Annotated in this window: 26 protein-coding genes and 1 pseudogene; 9 read left to right on the forward strand and 18 right to left on the reverse strand. The window is 47.3% G+C overall.

Translation table 11 applies throughout. The features are described from left to right. Nucleotides 1-62: 62 nt before the first annotated feature. From AB6T85_RS21435 to AB6T85_RS21485, 11 genes and pseudogenes are all read right to left on the reverse strand, one after another. Nucleotides 63-413 (reverse strand): hypothetical protein, encoded by a 351-nt coding sequence (locus AB6T85_RS21435; protein ID WP_369896613.1) that lies wholly within the window; start codon nucleotides 411-413, stop codon nucleotides 63-65. Next, nucleotides 397-843, reverse strand: a complete 447-nt coding sequence (locus tag AB6T85_RS21440; RefSeq protein WP_369896614.1) for a hypothetical protein — start codon at nucleotides 841-843, stop codon at nucleotides 397-399. The genes AB6T85_RS21435 and AB6T85_RS21440 overlap by 17 nt, the downstream gene beginning before the upstream one ends. Before the next feature lie 35 nt (nucleotides 844-878). Continuing rightward, a complete protein-coding gene (locus AB6T85_RS21445; protein ID WP_369896615.1) occupies nucleotides 879-1,001 on the reverse strand; it encodes a hypothetical protein in 123 nt (40 codons plus the stop codon). 1 nt (nucleotide 1,002) lies between these two features. Continuing rightward, nucleotides 1,003-1,245 (reverse strand): hypothetical protein, encoded by a 243-nt coding sequence (locus AB6T85_RS21450; protein WP_369896616.1) that lies wholly within the window; start codon nucleotides 1,243-1,245, stop codon nucleotides 1,003-1,005. Continuing rightward, nucleotides 1,245-2,537 carry a hypothetical protein gene (locus AB6T85_RS21455; RefSeq protein ID WP_369896617.1) on the reverse strand — a complete coding sequence of 431 codons (1,293 nt, stop codon included), beginning with the start codon at nucleotides 2,535-2,537 and terminating at the stop codon, nucleotides 1,245-1,247. The genes AB6T85_RS21450 and AB6T85_RS21455 overlap by 1 nt, the downstream gene beginning before the upstream one ends. Continuing rightward, nucleotides 2,534-2,758, reverse strand: coding sequence for a hypothetical protein (locus tag AB6T85_RS21460; protein WP_369896618.1), 225 nt, complete (start codon nucleotides 2,756-2,758; stop codon nucleotides 2,534-2,536). Before AB6T85_RS21460 ends, AB6T85_RS21455 begins: the two co-directional genes overlap by 4 nt. A 424-nt stretch (nucleotides 2,759-3,182) precedes the next feature. Then, nucleotides 3,183-3,500, reverse strand: a complete 318-nt coding sequence (locus AB6T85_RS21465) for a hypothetical protein (protein WP_369896619.1) — start codon at nucleotides 3,498-3,500, stop codon at nucleotides 3,183-3,185. Further along, nucleotides 3,488-3,760: a hypothetical protein gene (locus tag AB6T85_RS21470; protein ID WP_369896620.1), complete on the reverse strand. Its 273-nt coding sequence runs from the start codon at nucleotides 3,758-3,760 to the stop codon at nucleotides 3,488-3,490. Before AB6T85_RS21470 ends, AB6T85_RS21465 begins: the two co-directional genes overlap by 13 nt. Further along, complete coding sequence (locus tag AB6T85_RS21475; RefSeq protein WP_369896621.1) at nucleotides 3,757-4,080, reverse strand: hypothetical protein; 324 nt, start codon at nucleotides 4,078-4,080, stop codon at nucleotides 3,757-3,759. Before AB6T85_RS21475 ends, AB6T85_RS21470 begins: the two co-directional genes overlap by 4 nt. Continuing rightward, the gene (locus AB6T85_RS21480) at nucleotides 4,064-4,240 is read right to left on the reverse strand and encodes a hypothetical protein (RefSeq protein ID WP_369896622.1); all 177 of its coding nucleotides are present in this window, start codon (nucleotides 4,238-4,240) and stop codon (nucleotides 4,064-4,066) included. The genes AB6T85_RS21475 and AB6T85_RS21480 overlap by 17 nt, the downstream gene beginning before the upstream one ends. Nucleotides 4,241-4,363: 123 nt before the next feature. Continuing rightward, a pseudogene (locus tag AB6T85_RS21485) lies at nucleotides 4,364-5,296 on the reverse strand (hypothetical protein). 159 nt (nucleotides 5,297-5,455) lie between these two features. On the opposite strand from AB6T85_RS21485, the gene AB6T85_RS21490 reads away from it, so the two are divergent. Continuing rightward, nucleotides 5,456-5,998 (forward strand): serine O-acetyltransferase, encoded by a 543-nt coding sequence (locus AB6T85_RS21490; protein ID WP_369896623.1) that lies wholly within the window; start codon nucleotides 5,456-5,458, stop codon nucleotides 5,996-5,998. A 34-nt stretch (nucleotides 5,999-6,032) separates the two neighbouring features. Here AB6T85_RS21490 and AB6T85_RS21495 read toward each other — a convergent pair whose 3' ends face one another. From AB6T85_RS21495 to AB6T85_RS21510, 4 genes are all read right to left on the reverse strand, one after another. After that, nucleotides 6,033-6,326, reverse strand: a complete 294-nt coding sequence (locus AB6T85_RS21495) for a hypothetical protein (protein ID WP_369896624.1) — start codon at nucleotides 6,324-6,326, stop codon at nucleotides 6,033-6,035. Nucleotides 6,327-6,495: 169 nt separating this feature from the next. Then, the gene (locus AB6T85_RS21500) at nucleotides 6,496-6,771 is read right to left on the reverse strand and encodes a hypothetical protein (protein ID WP_337016458.1); all 276 of its coding nucleotides are present in this window, start codon (nucleotides 6,769-6,771) and stop codon (nucleotides 6,496-6,498) included. 4 nt (nucleotides 6,772-6,775) lie between these two features. Further along, entirely contained in the window at nucleotides 6,776-7,219 is a 444-nt protein-coding gene (locus tag AB6T85_RS21505) for an olxA (RefSeq protein WP_369896625.1), read from the reverse strand. A gap of 31 nt (nucleotides 7,220-7,250) precedes the next feature. Further along, complete coding sequence (locus AB6T85_RS21510; RefSeq protein WP_369896626.1) at nucleotides 7,251-14,024, reverse strand: helicase-related protein; 6,774 nt, start codon at nucleotides 14,022-14,024, stop codon at nucleotides 7,251-7,253. Nucleotides 14,025-14,083: 59 nt separating this feature from the next. Here AB6T85_RS21510 and AB6T85_RS21515 point away from each other — a divergent pair, with 59 nt between their 5' ends. Both AB6T85_RS21515 and AB6T85_RS21520 read left to right on the forward strand, forming a co-directional pair. Next, entirely contained in the window at nucleotides 14,084-15,754 is a 1,671-nt protein-coding gene (locus tag AB6T85_RS21515; protein ID WP_369896627.1) for a phage portal protein, read from the forward strand. 246 nt (nucleotides 15,755-16,000) lie between these two features. Then, complete coding sequence (locus AB6T85_RS21520; RefSeq protein ID WP_369896628.1) at nucleotides 16,001-16,330, forward strand: colicin E1 family microcin immunity protein; 330 nt, start codon at nucleotides 16,001-16,003, stop codon at nucleotides 16,328-16,330. A gap of 23 nt (nucleotides 16,331-16,353) precedes the next feature. Here AB6T85_RS21520 and AB6T85_RS21525 read toward each other — a convergent pair whose 3' ends face one another. The 3 genes from AB6T85_RS21525 to AB6T85_RS21535 all read right to left on the reverse strand — a co-directional run bounded on the left by AB6T85_RS21525 (nucleotide 16,354) and on the right by AB6T85_RS21535 (nucleotide 18,580). Continuing rightward, nucleotides 16,354-17,415, reverse strand: coding sequence for a colicin-like pore-forming protein (locus AB6T85_RS21525; protein WP_369896629.1), 1,062 nt, complete (start codon nucleotides 17,413-17,415; stop codon nucleotides 16,354-16,356). A 512-nt stretch (nucleotides 17,416-17,927) separates the two neighbouring features. Then, the gene (locus AB6T85_RS21530; RefSeq protein ID WP_369896630.1) at nucleotides 17,928-18,167 is read right to left on the reverse strand and encodes a hypothetical protein; all 240 of its coding nucleotides are present in this window, start codon (nucleotides 18,165-18,167) and stop codon (nucleotides 17,928-17,930) included. Continuing rightward, nucleotides 18,167-18,580 (reverse strand): DUF6283 family protein, encoded by a 414-nt coding sequence (locus AB6T85_RS21535; protein ID WP_369896631.1) that lies wholly within the window; start codon nucleotides 18,578-18,580, stop codon nucleotides 18,167-18,169. The genes AB6T85_RS21530 and AB6T85_RS21535 overlap by 1 nt, the downstream gene beginning before the upstream one ends. A 151-nt stretch (nucleotides 18,581-18,731) precedes the next feature. On the opposite strand from AB6T85_RS21535, the gene AB6T85_RS21540 reads away from it, so the two are divergent. The 6 genes from AB6T85_RS21540 to AB6T85_RS21565 all read left to right on the forward strand — a co-directional run bounded on the left by AB6T85_RS21540 (nucleotide 18,732) and on the right by AB6T85_RS21565 (nucleotide 23,084). Then, the gene (locus tag AB6T85_RS21540; protein ID WP_369896632.1) at nucleotides 18,732-19,763 is read left to right on the forward strand and encodes a head processing protein; all 1,032 of its coding nucleotides are present in this window, start codon (nucleotides 18,732-18,734) and stop codon (nucleotides 19,761-19,763) included. Nucleotides 19,764-20,055: 292 nt separating this feature from the next. Next, entirely contained in the window at nucleotides 20,056-21,162 is a 1,107-nt protein-coding gene (locus tag AB6T85_RS21545) for a hypothetical protein (protein WP_369896633.1), read from the forward strand. A gap of 99 nt (nucleotides 21,163-21,261) precedes the next feature. Then, the gene (locus AB6T85_RS21550; protein WP_337016473.1) at nucleotides 21,262-21,756 is read left to right on the forward strand and encodes a glycoside hydrolase family 24 protein; all 495 of its coding nucleotides are present in this window, start codon (nucleotides 21,262-21,264) and stop codon (nucleotides 21,754-21,756) included. A gap of 234 nt (nucleotides 21,757-21,990) precedes the next feature. Further along, nucleotides 21,991-22,401 carry a hypothetical protein gene (locus AB6T85_RS21555; protein ID WP_369896634.1) on the forward strand — a complete coding sequence of 137 codons (411 nt, stop codon included), beginning with the start codon at nucleotides 21,991-21,993 and terminating at the stop codon, nucleotides 22,399-22,401. A 140-nt stretch (nucleotides 22,402-22,541) separates the two neighbouring features. Beyond that, the gene (locus AB6T85_RS21560) at nucleotides 22,542-22,826 is read left to right on the forward strand and encodes a hypothetical protein (RefSeq protein ID WP_369896635.1); all 285 of its coding nucleotides are present in this window, start codon (nucleotides 22,542-22,544) and stop codon (nucleotides 22,824-22,826) included. 51 nt (nucleotides 22,827-22,877) lie between these two features. Beyond that, on the forward strand, nucleotides 22,878-23,084 hold the full coding sequence (locus AB6T85_RS21565; RefSeq protein ID WP_369896636.1) for a hypothetical protein: 207 nt from the start codon (nucleotides 22,878-22,880) through the stop codon (nucleotides 23,082-23,084). Nucleotides 23,085-23,133 lie beyond the last annotated feature (49 nt).

Consider the following 23,133-nt stretch of genomic DNA (forward strand, 5'->3'; position numbering starts at 1 on the left):
TTCCCTCTTCATTTTTCAACGTCCGCTTCTGGCACAAAGCGGACAATCCGTACGACATTTATTTATCCCCCTATACGGGGGGCTGTACGCTTGCTGGTGGCCTTTTCAGTACTAACTGGCCCACAAGGTTCGATTTCTTCCTGTGTCGTCTCTTTAGCGGCTTCAGGTGCTTTGCCGGTGACACTGTTTGGGGATACTGTATTTAACGCGATGTCTTTCAACTGACACTCCTGTAAATCCACCAGCTCTAATAGCGCAGTAACATTGCCCGGTGTCAGAGTTACTACCCACTGCTGAAGTTCGACGGCCAGGCGGTTATTACGTGCCGTTTCAACCAGCTTCGTATGCGCCTGCGGAGTTAAATGTGCGGCCAGGGTAGTAAGCGATTTACGTAATTCAGTTTGAGGATTCACGGGATGTTCTCTTTTGGGTTGTTGAATTAATCACGGCGTGCTTCAGCTGTTCGTAAAGCGCGCTCATATTGGGTTGCTTGCGAAAAGTCAGCCAGGCGCGTAAGCGCTGGAGTTTCATCGCAAACCGGATAGCGCCCATAAGGTTTTGCGCGGCGATAGCTTCCATTTCCGGCATTGCGCGGCTGCGGAGAATATCGCTGTCGCGATTTAGCAAATCGCGACAGCGCGCCAGCTGCTCTTTATCAGTGGCCATACCGGCATTTGTTATTTCGAGGCTTGCGATCTGCGCATCCAGAGCCTTAATCGTATGGTGCTTATTAACGGCGGATAGCAGTTCTGCCAGCTGGCCGTTGCTCACCTGCAATTCTTTGTCTAATACCAACCCGGCTGGTGCGGTAACATTCAGCCCACACCATTGAGACAACGACATAATCTCCCGGACAGTAATGCGAGTTATGCTGAGCATTATTCTTTTACCTTGCGCTTCATTTTTAATCTGGCGATCTGGTTGGCCAGCGGCCCGGACAGGGCCACCAGCAGGATGTTCGCAGCAATGATCGTGATATACATTGTCAGCTCACCCTTCACATCAGGCCCCCGCAGCACGAGTAAACGCTTCCCGGCCCTTCAGGGTTAGGTTGTAGCCGGTAGTACGGCGGCCGCTTAATTTCGGAGAGATCACATCAAACAGACCATTGGCCACCAGCTTTTCAATACGCGGGCTATTTGTGTGAATGAGGGCGATCTCTCCGGCGTCTGCGCTCATACCGCACATAACGGCTTTCTCGATTAGTTCCATATCGGCTTTCGCCAGTCGGATTTGTTTAGCCATTAACGTTTCCCCTTACGGTGCTTCTTAGAGCGCCCAATCTTTGGTTTTGTCGGGCGTGATGCCAGTGGTGCCGGTAACGCAGCGGCAGTTATGCCGGTCATGGTTTTTTCAAGCTCAACAACACCATGCTCTTTCATCCATGCTGCGCCCTGTTCATATGCCAGTGCCCGCCACTTACGAGCGGTAGCTTCACCAACACCTTTCAGACGCATCAAATCAGAGGTGAAACAACAGCCCAGCTGCGCCAAGTTGCTCACTTCCAGTTCTTTTTTAAGCAGCGAACGGTTTGCGTCAGTCAGGCCCGGTAAGTTAGTCAGCGGGAATGTGTGTGCCCAATCAAAAAAGCGCTTCATATGCGGATTACGAATAGCCACGATTTCGTGGTGCGCGCTTATGAGGGCATTGAACAGGTCAGCGGGGATCTCCCCCTTGAAGAGGTCGAGCGTCTGATACTGCACCATGCCCCATTCATCGAGACGCGTAACAAGGTCTACGCCATAGGTTGTGCGGATGTTGATGTGAAAGTGGAGGTTATTAACGAATCGAGGTGTATCGATGTCGCGTGGATCATGGGGGTACTTCAGTGGATAGTTAAAGGTGTGCATGTAAAACGACAAGCGGGGATTTTTCAGGCCCTTCCATACCTTATCGCTGGTAAAGCCGTTGATAGCGTCATGCTCTTTGTAGACGACATCAAGCGCTGCCTGAAGCACATCTTTCTCGCGTGTTGTCCTCTGAAGTAGCTTGCGGCTATCGACATGGGCGTTTAACTCTTTGTGAAGTTTGCTCACCAGCTCAGCATTTTGGGTCAGTGCTGCACGCCTTTCTTCATCCGCGCGGTTAGCACGGCCATTGGCTTGAGTCAGCTCGTTCTGGTAACGGGCTGTAAGGCTCTGGATTTCTGCACGCAACTGCGTACCGGTGTTCTCTGCTGCCCGAAGTGCGCTTTCATGCAGTTTGCCGGTAGCCGCGAGTTCATCATTAAGACGATTGACGTTACCCTGAAGCAGGTTCAATTCCAGCCGCAACGCCACCATCTTACGATCGTTGCATTCAGCCGCTTCTGCCAGCTGGTCATAATCTGCGATTTCCCGGTGTGCATAGCGTTCAAAATCCTGTGCCAGCGCCGTTACTTCATCGCCCATGCGTTCCATACGAGCACGGAAAACATCGTCACCTGCGACGCGCTTTGTACAAAACGCGATGCCGTGCGCAATTAAGCCGATTTGCTCAGCAATCAGGCCCATATCCGGGCCAAAATCCTGTGCCTGCCCTGCTGCCATCGTGCTCAAATTTCTTTCTCCCATTGAATTTCTGTCATACGTCCGTGGTGAAGGATGCCAATCAACTCCGCATCGGTCGGAATCGCGTCTTCTCCGGCTTTGATGTTGGCAATGCGGTTCTCCCCGAGCCGATTTGTGTATTCACGGGTCGATACACGATGCAGATCAGGGTTTTTTGGGGCCTTGAACAGCAAGGTGAAGTAGTACCAGCGACGTCTGAAAAGAGGCATTTTTGTTCGTTCTATTAATCTAATTAATTATTAGAATAATAGGAGTAGTCTTAGGCGATTGCACGCGTTTTTTTCAAGTGGGGGATGCAGCGATAAGGTTGGAGGCATGCTCAGGACAAAAAAAAGCCGCTTATCAGAAGCGGCAAAATTTCTTGTTTTTCTTACAGCTAAGCCCTGGTAGGCGTTTATTCATGTAAAGGTAAATCAGGTGAGGGTCAACACACCCTGAAAACATCTTACCATAATAAACCTATTTTACTAATCGCTTTTTATAAAGCGAATGGCAACACAATACGACATGACAAATGCGACCACGACGTTAACGATCAGTAAACCTGCGTGATCGCTCAGGCCCATTACATAAACTGGTAGCATTGCCACCGCAAATACCAGCGCAAACAGCAATGTGCGTTTTGTCTTTTTACTAATCAAGTAACCTCCGAACGGGATCTATCACGATGCTTTTCCTCAAAGCGTAAGCGTAATTGTACTCACCCACAGACAGCGCCGATCGCTGAAAATCTTTTGGGAACCAGACACTATCACAAGCAATGAGCATTGAAAGACGCAAAACGGCCAGCGCAGCCACGTCGTCGAACCCAATTACTTTTGCTGGCGATGATAGTTCATAGCCCTTTGCCGTGAGACTGTTGCCGATATTATTCAGCATTGTGGCCACCAGCTCTGATGGCTCAAGCTGGTGTGGTAATGACAAAAAAATGCGATGGATTACGCCGCCCATTTCAGATCTCGCTCCCTGGGCGGCAGAAGTTGTCCGGGCTGCAAATACCAGTAAGCCATGATAGCCTCGATCGCTTCTGTCATTCCGACACAATGCACGCTGTGGTAGCCGTCTTCGCGTAGCTGACGCAGGTAGCGCACCTGCCCTTCGTCCAGACCATTACTGCCATACTTAAGCTCAATGCGCATACCGTGATAAACGCCCTTTGGCATATCCAGTGACATATCCGGGTAGCTCTTTTTTTGCCCCTCGGCCTTCATATACCCCCTGCTTTTTGGCCACGCCAACCGCCGTTGGGTGTTGCCACAAGACGAAGGTATATATCCGGGTGATGCTGCTCAAAATGCCAGAAAATGCGGACCTGCTCAAAATGCTCCTGATGGCCTTTCAAAAGAGAGGGGTCTTTAGCAAGCGCATCCAGGGCACGTTTATGCGGTGATACCTCTTTTTTCGATGCTCTCTGCTCTTTATCAATCTCGCCCAATATATTGGTCTTAGTGTTGCGCTGAGCAAGCACGTTTTTACCCTTGCCGGTACGTGCAACATAACCTTTTAGCCAGTCATCATCTGCCCTGAACATTTCCACCCCAGCCACCGCTTCGCGCGCGCAGTTCTCGTGTGCTTTTCAGGGACTTCATTGGGTCATAGGCAACGCCATTATCTTCCGATTGCGGTTCAATGCGTTTCTTACGCTGATAGAGGGCGCCGCCATTGGCGATGCGCGTGTTGTAGTGAGACATAAGCGATCCGATTTGGTCTATTTATCTAATATGAAAATGAATATACCAAATTATCCGGTCGGGGTAATCTTCAGACGAAAAAAAAGCCGCTATCAAAGCGGCTGTAGCCTATAAATCACCCGATTACGTATTAGACAGGCTTTTTTCTTTGTCGGTCAGGTATCGCACCTTACGGGTGTAATCCTGTCCTTTGAAGGTCAGACGCTGATTAGGATCAGAAAGATATTTCTGCCATTCCGATAGAGGAAAACCGCCGTGCGCTCCGATAACTTCCTTTGGTATAACTGCCGGTGTCCCGCCAATTTTTTAAGAGACTGGCCAGTTAGTCCAATCACCAAGATTGATGGTTTTATAATCGAGAAAGTCTAACGCCACCGATAACGGCGGTTGGTCCGTTGGCGGCTGGTCATCAGGGATCATGCTCCAGGTATCATTGAACAGGTCAACCCAAAGTGGACATAAACGCTGCCAGGTAAAGTAAGTTGCAGCCAAAAAAGCACTGTTAACGTGTAACTCTAAACCGGCACGTACACTGTTGCGATAATAAGCCGGTACATTTTTATAGCCGCGCTTTTCGAATTTTGAACCCATACGCCCATTTCGGAAGCACGAATAAACACTAAAATCTTCAAGCTGATAATTTGGCATCTGTAGCAGGTTGAGATCGGAATCAATCATCAACACACCAGTTGAATCAGGGCTTGCTGATAAAGGAGCCTGCATCTTTAATAAACGACTTTTGTACAGCTGCGCATATCGATGTGAGGGATCAGGGACCACTATATCCAATGTCACTACGCGTGATTTTTCAGGCAGGTTTATAAACGATGATGCTGGCTGATCGGTCACTATCACAATTTCATGTAATTGAGGTGCAAAACGGGCTGCAAAATCGGCGCTAAGCATGGCTTCTTCTACAAAGTCAGCGCCTACCGTCGGAATTACAACGCTTGAAATATCGTTCTGGCCCGTGCCGCTTATCGTGCTTGAGTAGGGGATATTATGACTTGCTGTAATGCGGCGGTAATCCTTCGAAAAAAATTTAAAAAACTTCATGCTTCCCCACATTTTACAGCTGGCGATTTTTTGAGCGCAAAAGCGCTCCACAATAGATATTTGCTCGAATTTTAGCAAGCTTTTCATCATGTTTCCTTAATTCATTCATATTTAATGTTACAATTGCGGGATATATGTTCCATAGATAAGATGTTTTATATGCATTTTTCGCAGCTCAAATCCTATTGGCACGCAGAGGTCATTGGTACAAAAAAATCGTTTTCTTACTGGCGCATATTTACCCGCCTCAGGAACAAGCCGAGCCTTAGCTTTCTTTTCTGGTGGAGGCTGGCTAACTATCTTTATTCGAATGGCCACAAGCGTACTGCCTACCGTATTCACTCGCGATTAAAAGCAAGGTTCGCGTGTGACATTATGCTGGGCGCTACTATCGGCGAAGGTTTGAGCATTGCTCACCATGTTGGCATCGTAATCTCTAAGCGCGTAATCGCGGGTAAAAACTTACAGCTCACGCAGAATACTGTTATTGGAAAGAGCGGGAACAGCGATGAAGCCGAGATCGTAATTGGCGACAACGTTTTTATCGGTACAAACAGCTGCATTATCGGTGATTTTATATCCATTGGTGATAACGTCACAATTGCTGCAATGAGTTTTGTTAATAAGGACATCCCCAGCAATAGCAAAGTGATAACTAAAAAAATCACTGAAGTTAAAGATGATTCGGTTCGCGCCGCATGACATGAAAAAGGCGCTTTTCAGCGCCTTTTTATGATTAGTGTCCGGTAGTAATTTTATATACCACATTGAGCAACGTCATTACCCCCATCACGCCCAAAAGGATACCTACCAGCTGTACTGGAACAGGGATCGCATTTGCTGGTGGCGTAGCGGTTTGAATGCTGGTTTTTGCACCGATATTCACAAAATCGGCCGGTAACGTAACTCGCTTAGTCTGTGTGCTCATGTTAATATTCGTCTCGTTAGGAAATGCCCTGGAAGAAAGCAGGTTAGCCGCCAGTCTTTCTTCCCCTAAAAACCCGCCTTGAGCGGGTTTTTTTGTGCCCACGATTTAGCTCGCTGCGGGCACGGAGAGACTATACATTTTTCTATTAGATAAATGCAATGAATAATGCAATCAAATGCAATCGAAAGTCATTTTTTATGTTTGCGGCCATACTTTTTGCTTGCCGACTGGGCAATTTTGGGCTAAAAAAAAGGGGCAAAAGCCCCTTTATTTATTGACCGTTCCCCAACTTTTTTTGCCCACCAGACAGGTCCACAATCCGCCTGATATTCTCGGGCAAAGCACGCTCCCAGCCTACAATATCGTAATGCCGAAAGCCCACTGCCGGTTTCCCCGTGTTCAAATCCATAACTGTTCCCCAACAGTCAGGATCGTTTTTGTTCACCAATATTAGCATTCGATTGGAGGTCATTTTTAGTTCATAACCCAACTGGTCCGCCATATCGATCAACTCTAACCGGGTGAAGAAACGTTTTGGAGTTCCCACCAACTCACCCCCTTATCGCTATCAGCTTCTCCATATCTTCATCAGCACTGACATACAGGTAAGGCTCTGTGTCATCAGCATCATCGTGAACCGGTAGTTCGTGATAGGCGCTGTAGAGATAACCTGAATCAATGCGTTCGGCTCTGTACAAATGCGCTGCAATAACAGTTAGTGCCGGACGCGTGAGGCAGTATATTGCCTTAACATCGACGTCAATGCTTTGCCCAAAGTCCTGATTTGCCAGGTTTTCGGACATTAACCGCTTCACTTCTGGCCACCACGGACCGAAAGACCGATAACTGGCCGGGTTGTCGTGCAGCTGTACTGCTACATTTGATAGATACGCAGCGGTGAAAGCATCTTCCGTGCGCCCCGCTAAACCATCCACCTGCAATACCTGCTCTATATCATCTTCAACAGGCATTACAGTGTCGATTAATGTTGTCATTTTTCATACGCCCCTTGCGGGGCGACTCCATTTATTTGTGCGATGAAATGACGGCCAGCACCTCTTGAATACTATGCTGTGCCGAAACGATCCACCAACTTCCCATCAGCTCCTGACCTGAAATTTTGCCATTATGATATTTGGCTCCAAAACTGGTCTTGAGAATATCTTTGGCACGATAAAGCGCACCGTCTTTTCCATCAGCATCCTGAAGGCATATTGCTTCATCTGGACCATAGTTAAAGCGATTGGCGCCCTTACCGCCGGTTAAGGCCTGGCTGTTACGCTTCACGGTAATTGAGTCTTTCAGCGCCGCCTCGGCATCTGCTTTTTCTTCTTCAGCGCGGGCTGCTTTTGCGGCTTTAGCCGCGTCAATTTCTGCCTGGCTTATTAAGCCCGCATCCAGTTTCAGCTGGTTTACGAGCGTATCGCGATCACTCTTTTTCTCGCTAAATGCCTTGTTAATACGCTTCACGGTCTGTTGCAGCATCACTGAATTGTTGAAGCAATCTTCTGTGATCGCGTTTTCATCCGCCAGGCCCAGGCGCACAGCATGGGCAAAGAGTGTGTCGTAGTTGTTCGCCTCGTAATCCAGCGGGTTCCGGCTGTATGAGCGATAAACGTAAGCCATCTGGTCTGCGGTGTCCGGGACCTTACTCAGCGTTTCCAAAATTTCCTCGACCGGCGCCTTAAGCTGATCCCGGAAATTTAGCCATGCTTTATGTGCGTGCTCCCTGGCCGTGACGACTGTGGCGGCTAAATGCTCACGCGTCTTTAGCGCGGTTGACTCCACCAGCGCAGCTAAGAAATCCCGCTGGTTTTTATACTGCCCCGGAATGAAGGCCGTATTACGCACTGAAACATGAAAATCTATATATTTGGATGGATCATACTGACCTTGCAGCAGATATGTACCATACTGGGATTTACCTTCCCCCGCGAAGTTTCTGCCTTCCGTATCAGTACCGTTTAATCTTGCGGTCAGGTATTCAGCAACAGCGGTTGCAATCTGTCCGGCTGTCGCCGTCTCACCGTAGTTTTCCAGCTCACTTTTATAATCACGCCCAAACAAAGCGATTAACAGTGGCTCGATCCCCATGTTGCTCGATAACGACCGGCTCCAGCCCGCAACAGCAGCTTTCAGCTCATTGTCATTCGTATCAGGGAACACAACGATGTCAGCATTGTGCGTAAGCCAATCCATAGCGTCGGTGCGCATAACCGTGCCATACCCCCAGCTTTTAGACTCTCGCAGTCTGTGCAGCGCAAATTTACCTTCAGAGTCACGGTAGACAGCATTTTCATCTGTCAGCAGCAGATGGCCAGCCCGCAACATCCGTACAAAATCCTCTTTCGTTGCACGGTCCGTTACTTGATAGATATGCTGCCCTTGCGCGCCCCACTCTCGTAGTGATGCTTCGGACTCGGGTATATCTGAGGACGCGCCAATATCCTCAAACCGTATGATGGCTTTGCTCAATCCATCAGTGAGGCGGCGCTTAAAGATTTCCTGGCAACTTGCCGTAGATGCATCCAGATCCAGGCTGAGAATGCGCACATAGGTCCCGCTGCCCTTACGGCTTTCATAAATAGCCCCTTTTTTCAGTGTCCTACCGTCCGCCAGCAGCACATACTTTTCACCGTGTGTCAGAATGTCCACGTCGACATCCAGCAGGCCAGAATTAATCGCGCGCTCTACCTCCGGTCGCAGCTGCTTAATTCGCTGCTCAGCTTTTTGCGCACGCATAAGCTGTCGTTCGCCACGCCTTATTGCAGACTGTGCGTCAGAAATATCCTTATCCAGCTTTTTGATTTCTTCTCTGGTAGTTTTTTCAAGCCACTGTTGCCCTTTGTCGATCGCTTCCTGTAACTCGGCCTGCTTTGACGCCAGGTAAGTACGGCGGTTTTCCGCATAGTCTTTTTTATTGTTAATGGTATGTTGAATGCTCATTACCGGCAGCGTTAATGCGTGCTGCATCTTAATCAGCTCAGACAGATCAATATCAGCACGCTTTTTCGCAGCGGCTCGGGCAGCAGCCTCAGCTTTCTTCTTGGCGGATTCCACGCGGCGCGCATAGTCTTCCGGGTTAGCAGCCAACAGGAGATTCATTTCTTCTTGCGAGTTGGCGTCCGCGTTGGCCATACGCGCCTGATCTGATGTCAGGATCTCATTTGTCCAGTTGGCTTTATTTTTTAGCGCCTTCACACGAAACTCATCGAAAGAGCCTTTGCCGCAATAGTAATGCACGCGCACTGAACTGGCTTTCGAGCCAACGCGAGCGCCGCGTCCGTTTCGCTGTGCGATACTCGCTGGTGTCCAGGGTAAAGTGAGGTGATGAATATCTCGGGTGCCGTGGTGCAGGTTAATACCCACTTCCGCCTTTTTATTACAGATAAGGATGCGGGTTCGCCCTTCGTTATAGTCAGCAGCGATAGACTCCATTCCGCCCAGGGATGCTTCTGTTTTGCTGGCTATGTAGGAGTCATACGCTTCTTTCTGTGCGTAATAACCCTGCAATTCTTCGTTTGTAGCGTCATCTTTCGGCTCCTTCGGCAATTTAACCGCTTTTGGCGCCTTACCTTTTTTGCCCGCATCAGCAACCGTAGTCGCGTTAAGAATGCCGATCTCTTTTGGCTCTATTCCCAACGCGGCGGCAAGAATTCGCTTAAGTTTGCCGTGCTGAGTCTTCTCGTCCGTGAAGATGATCTGCTTGCCATCTTCCAGACCGGCCTTCACGTTTTCCACCAGCGCGCTATATTTTGGCGGTACAGGGTGTGATACGTCTTTTTCATTCAGATCAAATTTTGGTAGTCGCTTCAAAACCTCTTCTTCTGCGGCTTCTGGCACGATGATTTCAACATAGTCCGCTGTCACAGCGATTTTTGCAGTCACGTTGATACTGACCGTTTCGCTGTCCTCCTGTTCATCATCCGTGGCCTTTACAGCGACAGGCAGCGTGTCCACCAGCTGTTTAACTGCGTCCAGCTTTTCTACCGGGAAGCGGAACGTCATTTGTCTGTGATAAAGGTCAGGGTCAATGCATACCCGATCCATATCGCGAATGATGCTGAAAATGGAGTCGCGCTCGCCATCTTCATTGTCATCACTGTTGCCATTGGAAAGGTTGTCTGCGCGCTGCCGCAATTCCTCATAAATTGCGCCCTGTTCAGACGTCATCGGTACAGGAATATTGCGTTCGTCAAGCTCCGGGATCTTGACCGTATCAGAAACGTCCTGAGCGGTTTTTAAAGTGGTCCATCGGTGGAATATGCCGCGCAGCCCATCGAGGTTTTTGAAGCCTACCAGCCCCTGCTTCTGCTCAATTTCACCAGAGATCTTCATCACGTTAACCATTTCGATTAATCCAAAGACCTTAACGAAATCATCTGGCGTCAGAATGCCCATGCGCTGCCATTCATCCTGGCTGACAACGTGAGAAAGCATATTAAACGCATCAACTGGCGAGTTAACGAGTGGCGTTGCTGTTAAAAGAACGGGGCCACGTCCGTTATGCTTTTTCATCAGATAAGAAGATTTCAGGGCAAAATCTCGCGCCGATTTAGCTACGCTGTTGGTTGGCAGATATGCGAGTTGAGATGCTTCCCGGCCCGTGGCGAAACTGTTGCGATAATTGTGGCCTTCGTCTGCGATCACGCTGTCAAACAGCATGTCCTCGAAATACGGGAACTCTTCTTTTTTGGCGCTGCCGGTATCAGATGCTTTGGCGATAATACGGTTTTTCTTTGCAGCATCGCGATGTTTAGTGCCATCAAGGTTTACGCGGCCTGCGTCGGCTTCAGCAAAAAGAACTTCGCGTGCATGGGCATCCACGGTTTCCGGGCGCAGTGGGATCGCTGCAAATTGTTCTTTGGTCATGATCACGGTCCGGTAATTGGACATTGGGATCATGTTCATGCGCTCTTTAATTGTGTCAGTTGTCGAAACTGACACGGCATTACGGAAGGTGGCCAGCCCGGTATTTGGGTTGATCACCTGCTCCCCTTTGTCATCGAGGACAGGCACCTGTTTAGCCTGGCCATCGTCCCCCTTAACTTCGTCCAGACCAACAAAAAGCATATTAGCCAGTGCATCCGGGCTGTAGAACTCTTGGGCCTCGTAGTACCAGTTTTGATAGACCGCTTTCGGCACAACAATGGCAGTACGCTTACTGCGCCCGTTTTCGTAGTTATAAGCCTCCAACGCAAGCGCCGTAGTAGTTTTACCAACCCCTGTGCCGAACGCGTTAATGCCGCGACCATCTTCAGATAAGCGCCGCACCTCGGCATTTTGGTAAGAAAATGGAATTCTCGCACCAGATACGCCCTTAAGATTTAACGACTCTTCCGAATGACTGAAGGGAATAAAGGCGTTAAACGCGTCGTTATATTCCTGCACAAGCTGATCAATATCGTCGTGCTGGCGTATCCACGTATTGAACTCTTCTTCGAGGTTTCCGATTTTTTCCAGGTAGGTATTAGCGAGCGGCCCGCGTGGCTTCACTCCATTCAGGTAGTTTTCAAACTGGTCGAGAAAACCATCTTGATTACGAACGCGCTTATAGACGAATGTAGACGTGCCGGTTTCTTTATCACGCTGCTGAACCGTTTTATACCGATAACCGGTAAATACACCATTGCGTCCGCTATAGCCGTTTTCAGAGACCAGGGCGCCATTTTTAATATCGACCTTCTCGATATATTTGACGTCCTCGTATCCTCGTTCGTGCAGAAATTCCATCACCAGGCGGCGATCAAACCAACGGGCATTGAGTGAAAAATCGATGTCATCAACACCGGTCCATTTCCGCCTTGATTTTATTTCCGCCAGCTGCCGCATGTAGTTGTCTTTAATTGCGCCATCGGGTGTGCCCGCCAGCGCGCCCATCAATGCGCTATTCAGTGCGCCTATATCGCCGCTGGTGGCCCGGTCCATTGGAATAAGCGTCCCATCTGGCTGCACTGCTATGCCGTCTTTTTGAGCCAACAGGTTAAGCAATTCATTATCGTTCTCCGTTAAAGCGCCCTCGAAAGCGGCCCGGAACGTGGATAACTCAATCGGATCGAGATCAATCTGATTAAACAGGTGTCGCAATACCTGCTCATGGTCTGATGCGTCATGCGTCTTTGCAGTGCCAGCATCGAGTGTGCCGGTAAGAAGCGCGGTCAATTCGCCTTCTTTAGTGACGCTGGCTTTAAACTTCAGCCAGTTTGCAGCTCCCTCACCTCTCATAGCTGCCGACTTACCATTATGGGGGTTGCCGCTGCGCTGTACCTCTTCGCTTACTTGCTTTTGAAGATCAGCTAACTGAAGCTCCAGTGAGTCAGCCTGGTAGCCGGTTGCGAGTTTATCTTGAATGACGCGAATACGGGCGCCAATCACTGAACCACGTAGCACGCGCTGGCGTAGCGCTGGCTTTTGGCTCATGGCGAAACGGATCGTGCTTTGGTACTCCTGGGGGAATACATCCGGGAAATGTGTCACGACATTTTCCAATTGCGCCATATCCAGTGACAGAATACCTTCGCTGGTAGACAAGCGGGTGCGGAGATCGTCATAGTTTTTGGCGCCAAAAGCTGCTTCATCGAGCGCGCCATAATTTGCAGCGTCATCCACCAGCCAGTGGCCGCCTACAAATTCTTTCCAAATGCCATTAATCAGACGTTTCTCGCCATCGCCTACAGTTGGTACGGGTGGCTCGTTGAGCGCCAGTAGATCCCAATTAATGCGGCTTTCAAATCGTCTGGCCAGCGCGGCTTTGACTGACGCCGGGTTAATCTGGCCATCAGGTTTTACAACCAGACGAGCAAACTTATCTTTGCCTTCAGTCGTCATTGTGCCGTGAATAAACTTCCGGCCATCACGTTCGAACCATTTCCCATTAATGAACGTGTCCCAAAGCACATTTGCTTCGCGTAACACGTTGTCCTCTCCTGTCTCGATGCGCTCTGCAAGATCCTCGGGATGTTTCCGTAGGACCCATACATCAACTACCGTTGCTGTGCCGTTATTGGAAAATGTACCGGAAGGCAAGCGATGCGCGCCTAAAAACTCGGCCTTACGTGACACCCGGTCGCGCAGTTTTTTATCACCGCTGTTATGGGTAAGGCCATTTGGAACAATCAAGGTAATCAGGCCGCCCGGCTTAACTTTATCGATCGGGCGCAATACAAAATATCCGGCCAATGACTCGTTTTTATAGGCTGGATCGCGCTCAGCATATCCACCGCGCGAGCTACCAAATGGCACATTCCCCACGCAGTGATCAAAGGAGTTATCGGGCGTTAATCGCGCCAGGTCCTCAAATGGACTGACGTTAACGTTGTCTTCCGGGTGCAGAAGCTGGTTAATGCGTCCTGAGACGTCACTAAGCTCTGCCGCCTGCATTGCCATGCCTTTAGGTTTTGTTTCCTGGAAAACGCCAGTGCCAGCAGCAGGTTCAAGGCCCAGGCCGCCATTTACGCCATATGCTGCCAGTAAATCCCACATGCCCTCCGCAACATATTGCGGTGTGTAATATTCGTACTCGCTACCGCCGATCCCGCCCTCACCTGTATAGCCTGCGAGCGTTTGGCGCTGTGCGTCCGTCAGCTGGTCGCCAGGGATTAGGGTATTTAAAAGTTGGATCGCGGCCCGGTTGGCGTCGCGCCGTTCGCGCTCAATACTGACTCCATCGCGCTTCCCAACACCAAATGAAACAGTCTGCCGGGTATTTGATAAGCTGTTAATCAGGCGCACAATTTGTTTAATACTGCTCACGGATGCCAGCAATTTGCTGGTTTGCCCGCGTTTGTCTGGTGTTGCCACGTAAAATCTCCAAAAACTCACATCGGTTAAGGTGCAAACCACCGCAAACCGTAACCGAAGTGAGTTTTCAAACCGTGAAGCAACCTCGTTCCAACAATCCTGTCGCCGTGCTAAGACGACTTATGCGCGGGTATGATGTTGGCGACAACATCAGTAATGTTCCAATGGCCGCCAGCAGACGAGGCGTAGTTTCGCGCTCTGTTTTGCCCGGAATTTACGACGAACAAAACACTGGCCTTTCGTCAGCAAGTGACTCGATGGCAGCAAGTTTTGTTATGCCAACCGATCGCATGTCGCGCTATGCACTGTTTGACCAGATGATGCGTTCGCCGATCGTCTCTTCGGCGCTAAACATTCATGTTTCGAGCGCGCTATCAATTGATAAAAAAAGCGGCCTTTGTTTCAACCTCGCCCCCCTCGATCCCACGGATACAGAGACGCTTAATCGCTGTAAAGAAATGATGAACGACCTCGGGGAAATGCTGAATACGGGCCTACCTTCATGGGCCATCATCATGGCTACGTTTGGCGTCTCGTATATCCGGCCATATGCCAAAGAAGGGAAAGGCATAATGTCTTTCGAAAGCAGCTATTACACAATGCCGCACTTCATCAGCGAGTTTTATCGGGGCGGCGATCTGGCTGGCTTTACCGGCGACTACCTTCTGGACCCGCAAACTTCTCAGCGAGTCCTTGCAAAGCCGTGGGATATGATCGCCATGAAAAATCCATACTGGATACCTGATATTAACGATCGGCCTGTCCTCTCCGGGGCCAATAGTTATTCTTTGCTACAGGAGCCAGCTTATCGGGCACTTTCGGAAACACAGAACTACGGCACCAGCTTTCTTGAATACAGTTATGAGGCCTATATCAATCTTTGCGATTCTCTACGGGCTATGAAAGCGGCACGCCGAAACTCAGCTACTGTTGATCGCGTTATTGCCATGTCGACTGACGAGCTGGACCCGGTAAATGCTGCACACCACTTACGGAATGTTAGCCAGTCACTGAAGCGCAGCATGGATGAAGTGTCACGTATGTCACGTAACGGCAATACCATGCCAACTGTCCTGAACCACCTTATTCCGGTTTCCGGTAATAAGGGAAATGTCACCTTTGATACTCAGCAGATACCCGTCGATATTTCTGGAATTGAGGACGTAATGTTCAACTTGCGCCAATTATGCGCGAGCGTGGGATCTGACGCTTCATTAATGGGCTGGTCAGATCAAATGAGTGGTGGCCTCGGGGAAGGCGGCTGGGCACAAACCGCTATTCAGGCTGCACAGCGTGGTTTATGGATTCGTAATGCTGCTCAGACAACCATTTTACGAATACTGGATATTCATAGCGCCTTTAAATATGGAAAGGTCTACCAGCATAATAATCGCCCTTTTAGAGTTGAATTTAATTCCAACAATAATGCTATTCAGGCTAAGAACGATCGTGAACGTGAGAGCAATATCAACTTTATTTCTGCACTGGTTGGGATACTGGATGCCATGCAGAACAACCCAAAACTAGCGAGTTCGCCCACGTTGATGTCCTCTTTACTGTCTGACAGTCTAAAGATGCCGGTGGAAACGGTAAACAGAATTTATAAAGAGTTTCAAACCCAAAAATCTGAGCAAGAGCCATTAATGGAAAGTACGCTAACTGCCATAAATCATAATGACTTAAGCCAGAAAGAGCTGGCCGCGCTGGTACAGGAATTGCTAGCCTCCTAGCGAGCACAAGGAATTCTATAAATTAATCGTTAAAGATAATGCCCAGTAAGACTGCCATCTTATTTGATATAGCAGTCTTACTTATAAAATGCTGAAGCCTATCAGACTATCGGTGTCAATAGTTTTTAATGCATTAAAATAGGTTCTCCCTGGTTCTTATCATAAAAAAGGTATAGACAGATGCATGGACGCTGCGTAGACATAATGTTACTATGTTGCAAATCATGCTGAAATTAGGAGAGGGGAATGACAAAAAGCTTTTATTTTAGAAATATAACCATAGGGATAATTTTATTTATAATTATCAGCATCATTTTAATGAAAAACCATGAATCATTAAGGCTGCAACTATTTTGGGTTTTTTCTTTAGTAAACACATTCCTTTATCCAGTAGCTAAAATGGCTGTCGAAAAAATCGCTCTAAAATTTACTACAAAAGGCTTTTGGCATAGAGGGTTACTTACAGATGATATAGGCAAAAATGGAATTTATGCTATTTATTGGTTGTTCTGCTTTGTTTTTGCCATTCCTCTTAGCATAATCTATTTATTCTTAAACGATAAAAAGGCCGGGTAAAACCCGGCATCTTTTTAATAATGTTAAATCCCCAGACTGGCATTAATCTTGTTAATAAGATTATCGTCAACTAACGCACCCACTGTAGCCATAATAACAGCAAAACCTACGATTCCTAGCGGAACACCAGCAAGAATGCTGAAGGCAAAGGCTGTAACAGCTGTTGCAACCTTTCCGGCTGTAAAAGTTTCGATTTTAACAAAGAACGGTCGCCAGTTGTCTGTCTCTAAGGACTTAATCAATTCCTGAGTAATGTCATACAAGTCAGAGAATTTTCCATAGTAACCAAATGCTTTGTTATAGATAGAAAGCTGTTTAGCCATGTTGGCATAATCCATAGATTTTAGAGCACTATGAATAGCATTTCGATCCTGAGCACTAAACTTAACGCCTAAGGAATTTTTATAGTTGTTAAAAGCTGCCAGCGCTTGATCCATATTACGGATCGTTTTCCCTTTCGCTTCTTCCGCAAAAGACTGGGCAAGACCTGATGCTCTTTCACCATATTTCGCGGTTACTTCTTGGAAAAAATCCGATGTTAACTTTACCGCAGTGGCAATATCGTCTCTGGTGTAATTTATTTGCGCTAGCTGTCTTTGTGCATTTTCAACTTCATTACGCGCCTTACTAATTCTGCGCCCTGATTGCTTACTATTAGCTAAAGCGGCATTATCATTAACAATTTTAATAAGTGCAACTTTACGCGCTTCAGAAATATCCCCCGCGAAAGCCCCACCCATGGCTGAATTATACTGATTCCCTGCACCACCACCATTTCCACCACTATAACTCGGCATCCCAAGATTTACGCCAAACGCGTCACCACCAACACGAGGGTTTATACCAATGACATTCCCATCTACACTCAAAAAGTATCCTGTAAATTCAGCGGGGTTTAGCCCACCGCTACGAGCCATATTATCGCCAATAGTACGGGAAAATGTAGGTCCAAAACTAAGACCTTTACCACCATTACCGCCGGAATTACTACCAGTCGCCCCGCCAGCATTACCTCTTGGGCTTTGTGAACCCGGATCATTTGTCGATGCATCAACAGTCATTGAACCTTCGTTTTCGCCACTCATATTATCATCCTTATTAAATATATAAACGTGAGAAATTTATTATCTCTATTTTTCATTACCAGGATTAGCGCTGGCAAAATCAACTATAAATGATAAATCAGGACAATCAATAACTATTTTGATAATTTTTACTAAAAAATAACTTGAACAAGAATTTCGTTTATAAAATAGGGTGATACTATTTTTATAATAGAAAAGCAGACTTGTAATATTATGATTATAAAGGGATTTTTAAAAAAATATTCGTTTCGAATTAATATAATTAGCGAATTAAAACGATGTAAAATTAACTCGTTACGAGTGTTTCACCTGATGTTCCATAACAGCAGGGAAAGTGAAATTTTAAAATTAAATCGTTACGATTTTATTAACTAACTTTACTGGTAAAATAGGTAATGCCAACAGGAAGTAGTTATTTGAAGAAAAATTATTATAATAATTTTGGGTATAAAAAAAATAAAAAACCGCTTATATCGGTAGGCAATTGATAACTCCAAGTCTTATATAATTTATTATTTACTACGAATCCCAAACTTCGCATAAAAACCCTTAAGAAATTGATTACAATTCGCATGCGTTTTATTATCATATTCTCCAAGTGATAATTCACGAATGAAAAGTCGCGGTGGAGCATAAACACCTAAAGTTGTCGCGTATAGTTCTCTCTTAGTATCTGATGCTAAAATGATTACTTGGTTAAAACCTATGTACGCCCAAGGTTTTAAACGCTCAAAAAAAATATCTTTTTCCATTAACGGCACGGACCCAGAATGGGATCATCTTCGCTGACCCCATTCGCGATCGCCATATCACGATAATTACTGAACAATTCGTGTCCGCCATCAGTAACCTCTGGAATTTCATCTCTGAAATATGCCATTCGTATAGCCAAATTATTATCCGCGCCACGGAGTATAAAACCGGCGCACGTCGCCGCATGGTCAACTCCAGAGTCGTGGCAGGCAAAGACATTTTGCGACATATCGTAACTGGTATTGGCTGAGTGTCTGAAGGCTTCAGCCGGAAATTCGCCAACTGCATCTTTTCGCCAGGGGCAGTCAGGGCAGGGTTTACGGCGGCAGGCCTTTGAGTCTTTTTTAAGGGAAATTACCTGATGATCTTCCCCGGCCGCTCGGGTTTGAATCACAGTGCTTTTGGCTCTCATATGGATTACTCATTTGTTAGGAACGTATTTACTCTAATTTTCTAATAGAGAAATAGCCAGATATTTTTTTATTAGTTTTATACCAGCCATGTTAACTCACTTGCGCTAAAGTCCCGTCTGCCTTGGTGCCACATAAATTTAAGAGGAAAGCATGAGTAAAAATAAGGCGCTTCGGACTGTGACAGATCGCTTCTCACTGGTCGACAGCAATCGTAAGCACACGCCACAAAATGGGCGAAATTATATCGTCAGCGCCGTCCGCGCCACGCTTGATTCACCCGAGGTTAAAGAGCGGATCGGACTGGGGGAAATGTTTGGTTATTACGGCCATACCAACCGCGCCCTTTATCATCGAGAAACGGGTAGTTTAGACCTTCCAGAGTCCTGTACCGTTACGATCGATGGGCAGAAAGTTGTGCTCTATAACGTGCCATCAAACAGGACGCTGGATATTAGCGTTGATGATGACGGCGTTGTAACGCATACACAGGAAATTTTGGACACTGAACCAGGCCGAATTGTGGATGGTATGGAACGCTCTATGGCTGGTGGATGGTCATGGGCAACCACAGGCCCTACCCAGGATGGTGTTTCGTTCATGCGCGGATTTAGCGGCGTCGATTATGTTGCAACGCCAAATTATGTCAGCCTGAATCGTTCACCTGCGATGCTCGAAAGCGTAACTGACGTTGAGCAATGGCGACTGGACTGTCTGGTTAACGCTGGATATGCAACAGATTCAGCACGCAGTTTACTGGCCCATATGGACCTGATGAAGCGCGACGATCTTATGCTTGAATCGGCGTATAAAGCGCCAGTATTTGAGTCTCAAATTTTGATGCTACAGGGGCAGCTCATGCATATGCAAAAGGCCATGAGTGAGCAGGTAGCTATGCTTGAAAGTGCGAACGCCATCAAAGATCGTCGCGAAGACCTGCTTAAATCGGCGCAGTGCTTACTGCCGGTGTTTATGACCGACAAGCAGCGTAAGGCTTTACTTCAAATGGCTACCCCTGATGATCTGCAAGAGGTCTGCGCGATGTTCGAATGTATCACGGGCGGTGGCCTGAATACGTTACCATTAGGCCGCAAAGAGTCACATCTACCTGCGCCTCCCTCCAGTAAGGTTAATCAGTCTGGACCATCACTCGCGATCGTGCCGTTTGGAATGAATTTACTCTAATCCCACAATTTGCCCCCTGATCATGTGATCAGGGGTTACAAAAATCTCTGTTTACCAGCCCATCAAATCGCCGATAAAACAGCCATCTGGTATTAAACTAACAACAAATAGTTTGTTATTAGTTTAATAGACAAATATGATCCGCCCGTTCGCGAGATCCCAGACCGCTTCAAATTTGGGACGAAAAAAAACGCCAGGTTTACTGACGTTTCTTACGCAGAACCACTAAATCTGCTTGCTGTTGTTGGCCTGCCAGCCGCACAGCAATTTTTAACCCGTTGCTAAGGTTTATATGAACACTGTAATGCCCATGCCCGCAATTTTATCCCAGCACAACCCTTCAGACAACATTCCCGACCAAGAAAAACCTGTTTTAGCTGTAAAAAAATCAAGAACTTCGATCAATCCGTTTATTCGTGCAGGCAATGTCACAGGGATCGCTCTTGAGTTCTTTGTTCGGCAAATGGCGTCACGCTTTATCACCCGCACAGCGGCAGATTTTTTAACCAAAATTTGTAACGTAGCGGCTGCTTCAGAGGCTTATCAAATCTACTACAGTAAAGCGACAATGGCGGTTAAAGCTGGGGTTTGCACTAAAAGCGTTCAACGTTACATGCGAGTCATTGAAGCCAGTGGGATCATGGTGCGAACTGCCGTTACTGACAGCATCAAAGGCCACCAGCCAAACGTTTATACCTTCAATCCATCTTTTATTGCGGCCGCTCGTTCATTCTTTACTGAGAAACTGAGCAGTGTGCAGATTAAGGGCTTACGCTCGATGGCGCAGCAGGAGATCTCACGGCTGGTAGATACCGCACTTGAACCTTTCAAAAATAAGCTTCGTCGGGTGCTAAGCCTTGATGCCGCAAAAGCTTTTTTTAAAGCTCCCCCCATAGGACAGAGTGTACCTACCCCCACAGGTCAATGTGACCCACAAGAAGTAGAAGAGATAAACCAAGAAAAAGAAAATAAAAACCTTACTCGCCCAGGCTCGAAATGGTTTCATTCTTTTTTAAAAGACTCATTGACGGGCAAAGAGCGCAGGGCATTAACAAACGCAGCCCTAATCGAAACGCGTAAGAAACGCGATGAAGAACAGGCACAGTTAATCCGTAGCCGCCATGCACGGAAAAAACACGCTGAGCGGGCCTCTGTAACTTCAGATGAAGAACTCATTGCAATGGGCTGGAATACAGGTCGCAATCTGGCTAAACCACAATTCCGCAAGCCATTTAGCAAGCCGATGACGGGCTTTAACCATGCAAGGATGGATGCAGCGAACCGCGAGCATGACGCCGCCTTAGAAAGTGCAAAAGCGAGCGCTCAACGCGATCCAGAAGTCATTCGCGGTCACATTCAGGGCCTGAATGACATGCTCAAAGGGAAAATTTGCCGCTAACAGGCAAGGTTCATGTGCTGTCAGCGCTGAAGGGACCAATAACTCACTTTTCATAGCATACGTGGCGGCAATAAAGCCGGTATGACAGAGATTTGAGCAATGTCCGAAATTGTTATCGCAAACCGCAAAGCGGCCCTGGATGTAATCGCTTTTTGCGAAGGGACCAGCACGAACCCAATGACTCGCAACGATGGCTATGACGTGATCGTTACCGGGTTGGGTGAAAAGGGAGAGATTTTCACCAACTATGAAGATCACCCCTTCGCCAATGGCCGACCTTCAAAGGTATGGTGTAAGTCAGGGCAAACATCTAATGCTGCTGGACGTTATCAGCAAATGTTGCGCTGGTGGCCAGCCTATAAAAAGCAGCTTGGGCTGCCGGATTTTAGTCCTGAATCTCAGGATAAACTGGCTTTACAAATTATCCGCGAGCGTAAAGCCCTGGCAGATGTCGATCGTGGCGATATGACTGCCTTTGCCGAGAAGTGCTGTAACATTTGGGCTTCTTTGCCAGGTTCTCCACACGGTCAACCGACTAAATCTTTGGAAATTGTTAAGGCAAAATTTATCCAGTTTGGCGGCACTGTCGTTTAACTGCTGAAGGGGCATTGTCCCCTTCTCTTTGCCCACAGCCCTTATCACACCTCTCAGCATCATTGCCTCTTATAATCATGTAATTATATGATTATCTAGCTGTACAAACCTCTCAGGTAACTCTTAATCTGTTTTTCTAATAGAAAATTTATTGGCATGTTCAAAAGGGATGCGCTGCAATTGTGATCGTTAATCTAATTAATAATTATTTGGCATTAACTGATGGTTAACCTTATGGCTGATGCAGAAAAGAGCGATGCAACCTTAACAAAGCGACAAAGAGGGACTATGAGAAACGGGAGCTATGACATCCTTTTGAAAATGAGACAGTTGGCCAACGAGATCATTTTGAAGACGGCCGAACAAGAAGGTGCCGACATTATCCCCCGTGATTTTGCGGCCCTGTTAGACAAAGCCGATGAAGTTTTTAACGCCAATAATGTGCTGATGGCCTTAGACTTGATGGAAGGATGGCGGCGAGTAGCTATCGAAACCCGGTCCGATGCAATGTTTATAGCAGGATTTGAAAATGGCTATAAAGCTGGTCTGGCTGGTGAAGCGCGTCAGTCGCCGGAGCGTATCAAGGAGCTGTTACCCGAAGCACTTTTTGAAGCATGGCCTTACGCTAATCCTCTTAATGAATAAGTAATATTCCCTCCCCCAACCCGGTTACGCCGGGTTTTTATGTCTATTTATCTAACAAATATTGTACTTACATATCTTCCGGTGTACATTCCCTTACCAATGTCTATTTTACTAATAGATAATTATCAGGAATGTCGACAATGGAAAACGTAACACTGCCTGTATCGTCCCGTATATGGGGGTTAGCAAAAAAAGATCCCATCAATGCGGACTTATTACGCCAGGCTTATTGTGTGATCGAAGTACAAAAGGCCATCTTGGGCCAGGTCGTCCGTCATGCTTGCGCGCTGGGTTATGAAGGCAATGGTATTGAAGGGGCATGTGCATTTTTGCAGAGGCTGGCTAAAGATCCCCATGTTGTGGGGCTTATCCTCCAAAACACACGGTCGCTTGCACCGGCAAGGCAAAATTTGATAACGCCCTAATCTTTTTACGAAGTATTTAGAGTTCGAATTTCCTAACAAAAAGGCTAAAACATGATGACGATTGCTCAAGGCAACCAATTTGAAAAATACCGGAATCTCCTTTTATCTAAGGGGTTTAAGCTTACTAAAGACCGCCGCGCGGTGCGTCGAGATTGTGAGATCACCACGCAAGGCAAGTTTTGGATTGCTAACGATCTGATCAGTAAAACGACCAAAAAAAATGAAGATTTAGGCCGAATGCTGCGCGCCGGTGTGTAACAGAACACCCTGGAAAGTACCTTTGAATAAACCCGCAGCATGGCGGGTT

The sequence above is a fragment of the Erwinia aeris genome (assembly GCF_041224955.1).
GTDB lineage: Bacteria > Pseudomonadota > Gammaproteobacteria > Enterobacterales > Enterobacteriaceae > Erwinia > Erwinia aeris.

What these genes read in the sequence shown, in the direction of transcription:
- AB6T85_RS21440 (WP_369896614.1), bottom strand. Translation starts at nt 843, where the DNA reads ATGTCGTTGTCTCAATGGTGTGGGCTGAATGTTACCGCACCAGCCGGG.
- AB6T85_RS21450 (WP_369896616.1), bottom strand. Translation starts at nt 1,245, where the DNA reads ATGGCTAAACAAATCCGACTGGCGAAAGCCGATATGGAACTAATCGAG.
- AB6T85_RS21460 (WP_369896618.1), bottom strand. Translation starts at nt 2,758, where the DNA reads ATGCCTCTTTTCAGACGTCGCTGGTACTACTTCACCTTGCTGTTCAAG.
- AB6T85_RS21465 (WP_369896619.1), bottom strand. Translation starts at nt 3,500, where the DNA reads ATGGGCGGCGTAATCCATCGCATTTTTTTGTCATTACCACACCAGCTT.
- AB6T85_RS21470 (WP_369896620.1), bottom strand. Translation starts at nt 3,760, where the DNA reads ATGAAGGCCGAGGGGCAAAAAAAGAGCTACCCGGATATGTCACTGGAT.
- AB6T85_RS21475 (WP_369896621.1), bottom strand. Translation starts at nt 4,080, where the DNA reads ATGTTCAGGGCAGATGATGACTGGCTAAAAGGTTATGTTGCACGTACC.
- AB6T85_RS21480 (WP_369896622.1), bottom strand. Translation starts at nt 4,240, where the DNA reads ATGTCTCACTACAACACGCGCATCGCCAATGGCGGCGCCCTCTATCAG.
- AB6T85_RS21490 (WP_369896623.1), top strand. Translation starts at nt 5,456, where the DNA reads ATGCATTTTTCGCAGCTCAAATCCTATTGGCACGCAGAGGTCATTGGT.
- AB6T85_RS21505 (WP_369896625.1), bottom strand. Translation starts at nt 7,219, where the DNA reads ATGACAACATTAATCGACACTGTAATGCCTGTTGAAGATGATATAGAG.
- AB6T85_RS21520 (WP_369896628.1), top strand. Translation starts at nt 16,001, where the DNA reads ATGACAAAAAGCTTTTATTTTAGAAATATAACCATAGGGATAATTTTA.
- AB6T85_RS21525 (WP_369896629.1), bottom strand. Translation starts at nt 17,415, where the DNA reads ATGAGTGGCGAAAACGAAGGTTCAATGACTGTTGATGCATCGACAAAT.
- AB6T85_RS21530 (WP_369896630.1), bottom strand. Translation starts at nt 18,167, where the DNA reads ATGGAAAAAGATATTTTTTTTGAGCGTTTAAAACCTTGGGCGTACATA.
- AB6T85_RS21535 (WP_369896631.1), bottom strand. Translation starts at nt 18,580, where the DNA reads ATGAGAGCCAAAAGCACTGTGATTCAAACCCGAGCGGCCGGGGAAGAT.
- AB6T85_RS21540 (WP_369896632.1), top strand. Translation starts at nt 18,732, where the DNA reads ATGAGTAAAAATAAGGCGCTTCGGACTGTGACAGATCGCTTCTCACTG.
- AB6T85_RS21545 (WP_369896633.1), top strand. Translation starts at nt 20,056, where the DNA reads ATGAACACTGTAATGCCCATGCCCGCAATTTTATCCCAGCACAACCCT.
- AB6T85_RS21550 (WP_337016473.1), top strand. Translation starts at nt 21,262, where the DNA reads ATGTCCGAAATTGTTATCGCAAACCGCAAAGCGGCCCTGGATGTAATC.
- AB6T85_RS21555 (WP_369896634.1), top strand. Translation starts at nt 21,991, where the DNA reads ATGGCTGATGCAGAAAAGAGCGATGCAACCTTAACAAAGCGACAAAGA.
- AB6T85_RS21560 (WP_369896635.1), top strand. Translation starts at nt 22,542, where the DNA reads ATGGAAAACGTAACACTGCCTGTATCGTCCCGTATATGGGGGTTAGCA.
- AB6T85_RS21565 (WP_369896636.1), top strand. Translation starts at nt 22,878, where the DNA reads ATGATGACGATTGCTCAAGGCAACCAATTTGAAAAATACCGGAATCTC.